Annotated in this window: 10 protein-coding genes and 1 tRNA gene; all 11 read left to right on the plus strand. The window is 59.7% G+C overall.

Going from position 1 to position 10,818, the window contains the following annotated elements; all coding sequences use genetic code 11:
- Window positions 1–310: elongation factor Tu (tuf, locus tag VJ464_11430; GenBank protein HKQ05737.1), on the plus strand; the 310-nt coding region annotated here is incomplete at its 5' end.
- A gap of 89 nt (window positions 311–399) precedes the next feature.
- Window positions 400–552, plus strand: coding sequence for a 50S ribosomal protein L33 (gene rpmG / locus VJ464_11435; GenBank protein HKQ05738.1), 153 nt, complete (start codon window positions 400–402; stop codon window positions 550–552).
- Between the two features lie 82 nt (window positions 553–634).
- Window positions 635–707: transfer RNA gene (locus VJ464_11440), tRNA-Trp, on the plus strand.
- A gap of 24 nt (window positions 708–731) precedes the next feature.
- Window positions 732–1,043, plus strand: coding sequence for a preprotein translocase subunit SecE (gene secE, locus VJ464_11445; protein ID HKQ05739.1), 312 nt, complete (start codon window positions 732–734; stop codon window positions 1,041–1,043).
- Between the two features lie 11 nt (window positions 1,044–1,054).
- Window positions 1,055–1,618 (plus strand): transcription termination/antitermination protein NusG, encoded by a 564-nt coding sequence (gene nusG, locus VJ464_11450; GenBank protein HKQ05740.1) that lies wholly within the window; start codon window positions 1,055–1,057, stop codon window positions 1,616–1,618.
- 123 nt (window positions 1,619–1,741) lie between these two features.
- Window positions 1,742–2,167 (plus strand): 50S ribosomal protein L11, encoded by a 426-nt coding sequence (gene rplK / locus VJ464_11455; protein HKQ05741.1) that lies wholly within the window; start codon window positions 1,742–1,744, stop codon window positions 2,165–2,167.
- Between the two features lie 173 nt (window positions 2,168–2,340).
- A complete protein-coding gene (rplA, locus tag VJ464_11460) occupies window positions 2,341–3,027 on the plus strand; it encodes a 50S ribosomal protein L1 (GenBank protein HKQ05742.1) in 687 nt (228 codons plus the stop codon).
- Between the two features lie 133 nt (window positions 3,028–3,160).
- Window positions 3,161–3,685, plus strand: a complete 525-nt coding sequence (rplJ, locus tag VJ464_11465; protein HKQ05743.1) for a 50S ribosomal protein L10 — start codon at window positions 3,161–3,163, stop codon at window positions 3,683–3,685.
- Window positions 3,686–3,913: 228 nt separating this feature from the next.
- Window positions 3,914–4,303, plus strand: coding sequence for a 50S ribosomal protein L7/L12 (rplL, locus tag VJ464_11470; GenBank protein HKQ05744.1), 390 nt, complete (start codon window positions 3,914–3,916; stop codon window positions 4,301–4,303).
- Window positions 4,304–4,689: 386 nt separating this feature from the next.
- Window positions 4,690–9,210 carry a DNA-directed RNA polymerase subunit beta gene (gene rpoB / locus VJ464_11475; GenBank protein ID HKQ05745.1) on the plus strand — a complete coding sequence of 1,507 codons (4,521 nt, stop codon included), beginning with the start codon at window positions 4,690–4,692 and terminating at the stop codon, window positions 9,208–9,210.
- 137 nt (window positions 9,211–9,347) lie between these two features.
- The coding region (locus VJ464_11480) for a DNA-directed RNA polymerase subunit beta' (GenBank protein ID HKQ05746.1) at window positions 9,348–10,818 on the plus strand (1,471 nt) is incomplete at its 3' end.

Genomic DNA, 10,818 nt, shown 5'->3' on the forward strand with positions numbered 1-10,818 from the left:
GATCTCGAAGCCCGGGAGCATCAACCCGCACACGAAGTTCAAGGCGGAAGTGTACGTGCTGACGAAGGAAGAGGGCGGGCGGCACACGCCGTTTTTCAGCGGGTACCGGCCGCAGTTTTATTTTCGGACGACGGACGTGACGGGGGTGGCGCAGTTGCCGGAGGGAGTGGAGATGGTGATGCCGGGAGACAATTCGCAGTTGGAGATCGAGTTGATCAACCCGATAGCGATGGAGAAGGGGCTGCGGTTTGCGATCCGCGAAGGCGGGCGCACGGTCGGCGCCGGCACCGTCTCTGAAATCCTGGAGTAGCTTTGAAACAGGCTGCCGGAGCCGCTTTCGCGGCCCCGGCAGCCGTTCGTTGCGCCGATCATAAGATCGCGCTTTTAAGTTGAGGATTTATGCCGAGAGATAACATTACGTTGCAATGCACCGAGTGCAAGAATCGCAATTATGTAACGACCAAGAACAAGAAGAAGACGCCCGACCGTCTTGAGTTCAAGAAGTTTTGCAACAAGTGCCGTGTGCATCGCGCGCACAAAGAAACGAAGTGATTCGATTTTGGATTTTAGATTGCCGATTTTGGATTGGGGCGGCCTGTCCCAAAATCTAAAATCTAAAATCTAAAATCGGTTTAGGGGTATAGTGTTAGCGGCTAGCACGGCGGTCTCCAAAACCGTAAGGCCGGGTTCGAATCCTGGTACCCCTGTTCGTTAGTCGTAGAGGTGGTGCAATGACTCGAGTGACTGAGTTTCCAGATGATGATGAAAAGGCGTTGAGCCCGGCTGTGGAGCGCGACACGGGCAGCGAAGAGAGTGGCGAGCGCCCGGCGCGAAGGCCGAAGCTTTCGTTCGGCGGGCGCATCGGCGACTTCTATCAGAACGTCAAAACCGAGCTGCGCAAGACAAGCTGGCCGACGCGCAACGAAGTCTGGAGCACGACGGTTGTTGTCCTGGTGGCCATCTTCTTCTTCGGCTTTTACCTCTGGGGCGTTGACCGCCTCATTACCCTCGGCTTCGAGGCGCTCGAAAAAGTCTTTCGCTAGGCACGGACGTTATGCCCACAAACTGGTACATCATTCACACCTATTCGGGCTACGAGAAGAAAGTGCGCGAGTCGTTGCAATCGCGCATCCAGGCCTACGACATGGGCGATCAGATCCATCAGGTGCTGGTGCCCACTGAAACCGTTGTCGAGATGCGCGGCTCGAAGCGCGTCGAGACCTCGCGCATGATCTTTCCCGGCTATGTGCTGGTCGAGATCGAGACGGACGAGAATGCCGAAGTCAGCGAGAAGACCTGGCACTTGATTAAGTCAACGCCGAAGGTGACCGGCTTTGTCGGCGGCCAGAAACCGACGCCGCTCACGGCTGAAGAGGTTGACCAGATCGTGCATCACGTCACCGAGGCGGCAGAGAAGCCGAAACCGAAGCATACGTTTGCACACGGCGAGCATGTTCGCATCCTGTCGGGGCCGTTCAGCGGCTTTACAGGTCAGGTCGAAGAGATCAACCCTGACAAGGGCGTGCTCAAGGTGATGGTAACGATTTTCGGGCGCTCGACGCCCGTTGAATTGAACTTCCTCGACGTTGAGAAATTGACGTTCTCGGAAGAAGAATAACTTGAAACGATGGACGATGAATGATGAATGGCGGATGAGTTCTTTAACTCATTGCTCATCATTCATCCTTTCAGAAAGGGGAGAGTTTCAGCCTGACCAGGCTGGCTCGCAAGCGACCCGATTATGGCAAAGAAGATTACTGCGTACATCAAGCTGCAAGTCCCGGCGGGGAAAGCGAACCCCGCTCCTCCAATCGGCCCGGCGCTCGGCCAGCACGGCGTCAATATCATGGAGTTCTGCAAGGCGTTCAACGCCAAGACCGCCAACGTCGGTGATATGAAAATCCCCGTCGTCATCACGGTCTACGCGGATCGCTCCTTCACCTTTATCACCAAGACGCCGCCGGCCACCGACTTGATCAAGAAGGCGGTCGGCATCGAGAAAGGCTCGGCGCGGCCCAACCGCGATAAGATCGGGCGCATCTCGCGCAAGCAGATCGAAGAGATTGCGCGCACCAAGATGCCCGACCTCAACACCACGTCGCTCGAATCGGCCATGCGAACCATCGAAGGGTCGGCGCGCAACATGGGGCTGGAAATCGTAGACTAACCGTCCACGCCGCCCACTGGCGACATGCGCTTCTGCCCGAAGACGCTGAAACCGGCTCCCGTGGCCTGTTTCGCGGCAGGTGGTCGCGCCAGTCTCAGGAGCCGCGCGGACGCCTTGAGGGAGTGGCCGCCGCCCGTTTGTGGCCGGCCACGCTAACTACCTGGAGAGGAATTATGGCAGGAAAAAAATACAGAGCGGCGGTTGAGCAGATCGAGAGCAACCGGCTCTATACGGTCCCGGAAGCGGTCGAGCTTGCCAAGAAGATCGCCTACGCGAAGTTTGATGAAACGGTCGAGCTGGATATGACGCTCGGCGTTGACCCGCGCAAAGCCGACCAGATGGTGCGCGGCACGGTGGTGCTGCCGCACGGGCTCGGCAAGTCGAAGCGCGTCGTGGTGATTGCCGGGACGCCCGACAAGCTGCAAGAAGCGCAGGATGCGGGCGCCGACGAATCGGGCGGCGACGACATCGTCACCCGCATCAAGGGCGGCTGGCTCGACTTCGACGCGCTGATTGCGACGCCCGACATGATGCGCGGCGTCGGTCAGCTCGGCAAAATCCTCGGCCCGCGCGGCTTAATGCCGAACCCGAAGACCGGCACCGTCACCGCGGACGTGGCGCGCGCCGTGCGCGAAACCAAGGCCGGCAAGGTCGAGTTCCGCGTTGACAAAACCGGCGTCATTCACGCGCCCGTAGGCAAAGTGAGCTTCGAGCCGCAACTGCTCGCCGAAAACGCCAAGACGCTGATTGACGCGGTCATGCGCGCCAAGCCGTCGGCGGCCAAAGGCAAGTACGTGAAGAACGCGACGCTCTCATCGACGATGGGGCCGGGCATCAAGCTCAACACCGCGGAGTTTTAATTTTGGATTTTCATAGCTAGAGACGCGCTTCGCGCGCGGCGATTTTGGATTTTGGATTGAGGGACGAAATCAACGCCGTTCCTTGAATCCAAAATCGGCAATCCAAAATCCAAAATCGGCTGGGAGAAGAATTGTGAAAACAAGGGCACAGAAACAGCAGGAGATAGACGTTCTCCACCAGGAGTTTCAGGAGTCGCCGCACGCGCTGCTCGTCGGCTTTCAAGGCATTAAGGTCGGCGACGACGAGCGCTTGCGCCGCGAGTTGCGCCAGGCGAACCTGAGCTACCGCGTCGTGAAGAATACCCTGGCCATCCGCGCCGCCGAAGGCACGCCGATGGATTCGATCAAGGAAAACTTCACCGGCGCGACGGCCATCGCTTTGTCGAAAGACGATCCGGTCACCCTCGCCAAGGTGTTGTCGAAGTGGGCCAAAGAAAGCCCGGTCTTTTCCTTCAAGGCGGGCATCGTTGAAGGCCAGGCCATCCGCGTGCAGGACATCGAGGCGATTGCCACGATGCCGTCGAAGGAAGAGCTGGTCTCGAAGATCATGTTCCTGATCAACAGCGGCGCGCAGCGGCTGGCGGTGGCGACCGCCGGTGTGGCGCGCAATCTGACGGTGGTTATTGATCAGGTGCGGGCGCAGAAAGAAAACGCATAGGATTTTAGATTTTAGATTTTGGATTGAGGAAAAGGCGGCGCGGTTAAACCTGCGGCGCTCTGCCAATCCAAAATCTAAAATCCAAAATGGAATTGCCGCTTTGCAGCGTGTCAGTGGGGCGGCGTGGCAGGCAGGCCAATGTCGGAGATGCACCGGCGAGGCCGCCGAGCGTTAGCCGGTCGAGCGGCGGGCTAACAGGCAGAAGATTTTAAGAGGAGAGTATAGATTATGTCGGCAGAAAGACTTCAAGGAATCGTTGATCAGATTAAAGACCTCACGCTGTTGGAAGCGTCACAACTGGTGAAGATGATGGAAGAGACCTTCGGCGTGTCGGCGGCGGCGGCGGCAGTCGCGGCGGCCCCGGCGGCAGGCGCGGCGGCGGCCCCGGTGGTCGAGGAGAAGGATGAGTTCGATGTCATCCTCACCGGCCTGGCTGACCCCGGCAAGAAGATCGGCGTCATCAAGGTCGTGCGCGAGATCACCAACCTCGGCCTCAAGGAAGCCAAGGACCTGGTCGAAGGCGCGCCCAAGGCCGTCAAGGAAGCCGCGCCCAAGGACGAGGCTGAGACCCTTCGCAAGAAACTCACGGATGCGGGCGCGACCGTTGAGCTGAAGTAGGCGACAGGGGTTGGGTGTTAGGGTCGGAGAAGTCGCAATTGCCAATCTCCAACACCTGGCACCCAGCACCCGACGCCCGGCGCGGCTTGACCGATCCCGCGACTTCTGTGTAAAATCTTGATTCAGGACGTTAAAGGACGGCGACGGTAATAAAAATAAGTTTGCGCTCAAAAATTCGCGAAGCTCGCGGTTGGATGAGGTGTCTCCAGCCGTGCTTCGCATTTGTGTCTGCGAAAATTCGATGGCTTGCAGTGAGGCCGCAACATTTCAGCTTTGAAGTTGAATCGCAATACACACCCCGTTTTGCGTACAAAAGCTTCTCCAACCAGGCTGGGACGGGTGTGCCGCCCTGCAAGCGTTTTCTTGCCTTCTGATCAAGGAGAGATATGTCAGCACAACTCAACAACGGCAACGGCGTAGGCCGTGAGCGGTTCGATTTTTCACGCATCAAAACGGCCATTCGTATCCCCAATCTGATCGAGGTGCAGCGCCAGTCGTATAATCGCTTCCTGCAAATGGACCTGCTGCCGGCGGAACGCGAGAACATTGGCCTGCAAGCGGTCTTCCGCTCGGTCTTCCCGATCACCGACTTCCGCGAAACCTCGCAGCTCGATTTCGTTGAGTATTCCATCGGCAACTGGCAATGCAAGTGCGGCCAGTTGGAAGGTCTTTATCACCTGCGCACCAACTGCCGCTCGTGCGGCAACATCTTGCGCGTCAATCCTTATCAGGCCGAAGACGTGGTCTGCTCGCAGTGCGGCACCATGAACACGGTGTCGCCGGTGCTGTGCGACAATTGCGGCGAGCCGGTGACCTTGCAGCACAAGCACTCCGAAAAAGAGTGCCAGGAAAAATCGATGACCTATGCCGTGCCCCTGAAGGTCAAGATTCGCCTGACCGTCTGGGACACGGACGAAGATACCGGCCAGAAGTCTATCCGCGACATCAAAGAAGAAGAGGTCTTCTTTGGCGAGATTCCGCTGATGACCGATAACGGCACGTTCATCATCAACGGAACGGAGCGCGTCATCGTCAGCCAATTGCACCGTTCGCCCGGCATCTTCTTTGAGAAGGCGAATAACAACACCTACTTTCTGGCCAAGGTCATCCCCTATCGCGGCTCGTGGGTCGAGTTCGAGTATGACACCAAGAACCTGCTCTACGTGCGCATTGATCGCAAGCGCAAGTTCTACGGCACGGTCTTTTTGCGCGCCCTCGGCCTGATGGAGAAGATCGATCTCGACAAGATCGGCACCGACTCGCAGCTCGAAGACATCATCAAGCATTCGAGCTATACCGACGCCGAAGTGCTGCGCATGTTCTACAACTCGCAGAAGGCGGCCATTCAAGGCGGGCGGCTGCACTTCGAGCCGAACGAGGGCATCGTCGGCCTGCACCTGGCCGAAAACGTCGAAGACAAGTCGGGCGACGTGATTGTGCGTGGCGGCACCAACGCCAAGAAGCTGTCGCGCCGAGACATTGATACGCTGCGCAAAGCGAAGGTCAAGTCGGTTGTGGTTGACCCCGGCGAGATCGAAGGCGCGTTCTTGACCGACGACCTGATCAACCACGAGACCGGCGAAGTCGTCGCCGAAACCAACACCGAGCTGACCGCGCGCGAGTGGCAGCAGATCGTCGAGTCCGGGGTCACGGAAGTCGAAATCTTCTTCCCCGAGCGCGACGAAGTCGGCACGGTCATCAGCCAGACGCTCAAGAAGGATTCGGTGAAGACGCCGCGCGACGCCATCCTCGAAATCTATCGTAAGATGCGCCCCGGCGACCCGCCGACCATCCTGACGGCGTGGAACCTGTTCCGCGGCATGTTCTTCGACGAGCGCAAGTTCGATTTCTCGCGCGTCGGTCGCTTGAAGGCCAACATCAAGCTCGGCAAACCGGAGCGCGACCGTCTGGATCAGCAGACGCTTTCGACGACGGACTTCGTTGACGTCATCGGTTACGTGCTGAAGATGCGCAAGGGCATCGGCGAAGCCGACGACATCGATCATCTGGGCAACCGCCGCGTGCGCGCCGTCGGCGAGCTGTTAGAGAATCAGTTCCGCATCGGCCTGGTGCGCATGGAGCGCGCCATCAAAGAAAAGATGTCGATCCATCAGGAGATGCAGACGGCCATGCCGCGCGACCTGATCAACGCCAAGCCGGTGACGGCGGCGGTGCGCGAGTTCTTCGGCTCAAGCCAGCTCTCGCAGTTCATGGATCAGACCAACCCGCTGTCGGAGATTACCCACAAGCGCCGCCTGTCGGCCCTCGGGCCAGGCGGTTTGAGCCGCGAGCGCGCCGGGTTCGAAGTCCGCGACGTGCACCCGACGCACTACGGGCGCATCTGTCCGATTGAGACGCCGGAAGGCCCGAACATCGGCTTGATCTCGTCGCTGTCGTGCTTTGCGCGCATCAACGAGTTCGGCTTCATCGAGTCGCCTTACCGCAAGGTCGAAAACGGGAGGGTGATCGATTACGTCCGCGTGCTGTCGGCGGGCGACAGCGAATTCAACATCGGCGACCACCTGCCGAAAGAACAGGTGGACAAGGTCAACAAGAAGCTGACGGCGGACGGCAGTGTGGCGGCAGAGCATGAGCCGTACCCGTTCTACCTGTCGGCCTGGGAAGAGGATCGTTACACCATCGGCCAGGCGTCGGTCGAGACCGACAAGCACGGCAACATCACACAGGAGCGCACCGCGTCGCGCAAGGCGGGCGACTTCCGCTTCAACGAGCCGCACGAGCTGGAGTTCATTGACGTCAGCCCGAAGCAGTTGGTGTCGGTCGCCGCGTCATTGATCCCTTTCCTCGAAAACGACGACGCCAACCGCGCCTTGATGGGATCGAACATGCAGCGCCAGTCGGTGCCGCTGCTGCGCGCCGAAGCGCCGCTCGTCGGCACAGGCATGGAGCGCGTCACGGCGCAGGATTCGGGCGCGGTGGTGCTGGCCAAGCGCGATGGCGTGGTGGACTCGGTTGACTCCGAGCGCATCATCATTCGCGCCGAGCACGGCATCGGCGGCACGACCTCGCGCGAGATCAACGCCGACATCTACGCGCTGACGAAGTTCAAGCGCTCGAATCAGAACACCTGCATCAACCAGAAGCCGATTGTGCGCGAAGGCCAGCACGTTCGCAAAGGCGATGTCATCGCCGACGGGCCTTGCACGCAGGGCGGCGAGCTGGCGCTGGGGCGCAACGTGCTGGTGGCTTTCATGCCGTGGCGCGGCTACAACTTTGAAGACGCCATCCTGGTCAGCGAGAAGCTGGTCAAGGAAGACTCGTTCACTTCGATTCACATCGAAGAGCTCGAAGTCGAAGCCCGCGACACCAAGCTCGGCCCCGAAGAGATCACCCGCGACATTCCGAACGTTTCGGAATCGGCGCTGCGCGATCTGGACGATTCGGGCATCATCCGCATCGGCGCTTACGTCAAGCCGGGCTCGATCCTCGTCGGCAAAGTGACGCCCAAGGGCGAAACCCAACTGACGGCGGAAGAGAAGCTGCTGCGCGCCATCTTCGGCGAGAAGGCCGGCGATGTGCGCGATGCCAGTCTGACCTGCCCGCCGGGCATTGACGGCATCGTCGTTGACGTCAAGGTCTTCACCCGCAAGGGCGCGGAGAAGGACGAGCGTTCACTCGCCATCGAGCGCGCCGAAGAGGAGAAGCTAGAAAAGAACCTGCGCGACGAAACGCGCATTCTCGAAGACGAGCGCAACAAGCGCATCTATGAGTTGCTCGAAGGCCAGCGGCTCTCGGATGACCTGGTCTACAAGAGCAAAAAGCTGCTTGCGAAAGGCACCAAGCTGACGCGCGAGGAGCTGGAAACGCTTGAGATGGGGGCGCTGCGCAAGATCGAGATCGCCAACGCGCGGCTCGACATCCAGGCCGAGATTAACGAGATCGAGCGCCGCACCGAGCGGCAGATCAAAGTCCAGCAACAGCTTCATAGCGAAAACGTCGAGAAGCTGAAGAAGGGCGACGAGCTGCCGCCGGGCGTCATCAAGATGGTCAAGGTCTTCGTCGCCATGAAGCGCAAGCTCTCGGTCGGCGACAAGATGGCGGGCCGTCACGGCAACAAGGGCGTCATCGCGCGCATTCTGCCCGAAGAGGACATGCCGTACCTGCCGGATGGAACGCCGGTCGAGATCGTCTTGAACCCGCTCGGCGTGCCGTCGCGCATGAACGTTGGCCAGATTCTCGAAACCCACCTCGGGTGGGCGTCGAAGAGTATTGGCCGCATGCTCGGCGACCTGTTGTCGGACGAGGCGCGCGCCGACCGCATTCGCAAAATCTACAAAGACGTCTTCACGCTGCCCGAGCAGCAGGAGCGCTTCACGGCGATGGCGGATGCCGACCTCGTCGAGCATGCGCGTCAACTGATCGAAGGCATCCCGTTCGCTTCGCCGGTCTTTGACGGCGTCCGCGAGGCCGACATCAAGCGCCTGCTTGAGTATTCCGGCCTGCCGACGTCGGGCAAGACGGCGTTGTTTGACGGCATGACGGGCGATATGTTCGAGCAGAAGGTGACGGTCGGCTACATCTACATGATGAAGCTGTCGCACCTGGTTGACGATAAGATTCACGCGCGTTCGATTGGGCCATACTCGCTGATCACGCAGCAGCCGCTCGGCGGTAAGGCGCAGTTCGGCGGCCAGCGCTTCGGCGAAATGGAAGTCTGGGCGCTGGAAGCCTACGGCGCCGCGCACATCCTGCAAGAGCTGCTGACGGCCAAGAGTGACGACGTGGCCGGGCGCTCGAAGATTTACGAAGCGATTGTCAAAGGCGAAGCCGACTTCGACCCCGGCGTGCCCGAATCATTCAACGTCTTGATCCGCGAGCTGCAATCGCTCTGTCTCGACGTTGAGTTGATGCGCCGCAGCGAAGAAGAGGAAGCGGTAACCGAGTAACGGATTGCGGATTGCGGATTGTGGATTGCGGATTATGGAGACCGATTTTGAGATTTCAAATTTGAAGTCGCAGATCATTCTCCAATCCGCAATCCGCAATCCGCAATCCGCAATCGAAGCGGAGGAAGGTGAACGTAATGTTTAGAACACACGAACAGAAGACGAACCTGGCACCTGACTTTGAAGCGATTCGCATCAGTCTGGCTTCACCGGAAAAGATTCTTTCATGGTCGCACGGCGAAGTGACCAAGCCGGAGACGATCAACTACCGCACCTTCAAGCCGGAGCGTGACGGGCTGTTCTGCGCCAAAATCTTCGGGCCGGTCACCGACTGGGAGTGCCTCTGCGGCAAGTACAAGCGCATGAAGCACCGCGGCGTCGTCTGCGACAAGTGCGGCGTCGAGGTCACCCAATCGAAGGTCCGCCGCGAGCGCCTGGGCCACATCAAGCTGGCTTCGCCTTGCTCGCACGTCTGGTTCTTCAAGGGCTTGCCCAGTCGCATCGGCCACCTGCTCGACATCCCGCTGCGCGAGCTTGAGAAGGTGTTGTACTTTGAATCCTACATCGTCATCGATCCGGGTGACGTGGCCGAGCTGAAAGAGAAAGACCTGCTGACGGAAGAGCGTTACCGCCAGTTGATGTCCGAGTACGCCGGTCGCTTCACCGCGAAGATGGGCGCCGAGGCCATCAAAGAGCACTTGAAGCGCGTTGACGTTGACAACCTGGCAACCGAAATGCGCCAGAAGATGAAGGACGAAACGTCGCAGCAGAAGAAGCTCAAGTATTCGAAGCGGCTGAAAGTGGTTGACGCTTTCCGCCGTTCCGGGAATCACCCGGACTGGATGATTCTCGATGTCATCCCGGTGATTCCGCCTGAGCTAAGGCCGCTGGTGCCGCTCGATGGCGGGCGCTTTGCGACCTCGGACTTGAACGATCTCTATCGCCGCGTCATCAACCGCAACAACCGCCTCAAGCGGCTGCTCGAGCTGCAGGCGCCAGAGATCATCATCCGCAACGAGAAGCGCATGCTGCAGGAGGCGGTCGATTCGCTGATCGACAACGGCCGCCGCGGCCGCGCCGTGTCCGGCTCGAGCAACCACAAGCTCAAGAGCCTGAGCGACATGCTCAAGGGCAAGCAGGGGCGGTTCCGCCAGAACCTGCTGGGCAAGCGCGTCGACTACTCTGGCCGCTCGGTCATCGTGGTTGGCCCGACGCTGCAACTCCACCAGTGCGGCCTGCCCAAGAAGATGGCGCTGGAGCTGTTCAAGCCCTTCATCTACTCGAAGCTGGAGAAGGAAGGGCTCGTCACCACCATCAAGGCGGCCAAGGAGATGGTCGAGCAGCAGCGGCCGGAGGTGTGGGACTTCCTGGAGGACGTCATCCGCGAGCACCCCGTGCTCCTGAACCGCGCCCCCACGCTGCACCGCCTGGGCATCCAGGCCTTCGAGCCGATCCTCGTCGAGGGCAAGGCCATCAAGATCCACCCGCTCGTCTGCACCGCCTTCAACGCGGACTTCGACGGCGACCAGATGGCCGTGCACGTCCCCCTCTCGCCGGAGGCGCAGATCGAGGCGAGCGTGCTCATGCTCTCCTCCAACAACATCCTGT

The sequence above is a fragment of the Blastocatellia bacterium genome, from assembly GCA_035275065.1.
In the GTDB taxonomy this organism is placed as follows: Bacteria; Acidobacteriota; Blastocatellia; order UBA7656; family UBA7656; genus DATENM01.

Coding starts and splice junctions, on each gene's coding strand:
- rpmG (HKQ05738.1), top strand. CDS start 400: ATGCCGAGAGATAACATTACGTTGCAATGCACCGAGTGCAAGAATCGC.
- rplL (HKQ05744.1), top strand. CDS start 3,914: ATGTCGGCAGAAAGACTTCAAGGAATCGTTGATCAGATTAAAGACCTC.
- rpoB (HKQ05745.1), top strand. CDS start 4,690: ATGTCAGCACAACTCAACAACGGCAACGGCGTAGGCCGTGAGCGGTTC.
- rplK (HKQ05741.1), top strand. CDS start 1,742: ATGGCAAAGAAGATTACTGCGTACATCAAGCTGCAAGTCCCGGCGGGG.
- rplA (HKQ05742.1), top strand. CDS start 2,341: ATGGCAGGAAAAAAATACAGAGCGGCGGTTGAGCAGATCGAGAGCAAC.
- secE (HKQ05739.1), top strand. CDS start 732: ATGACTCGAGTGACTGAGTTTCCAGATGATGATGAAAAGGCGTTGAGC.
- nusG (HKQ05740.1), top strand. CDS start 1,055: ATGCCCACAAACTGGTACATCATTCACACCTATTCGGGCTACGAGAAG.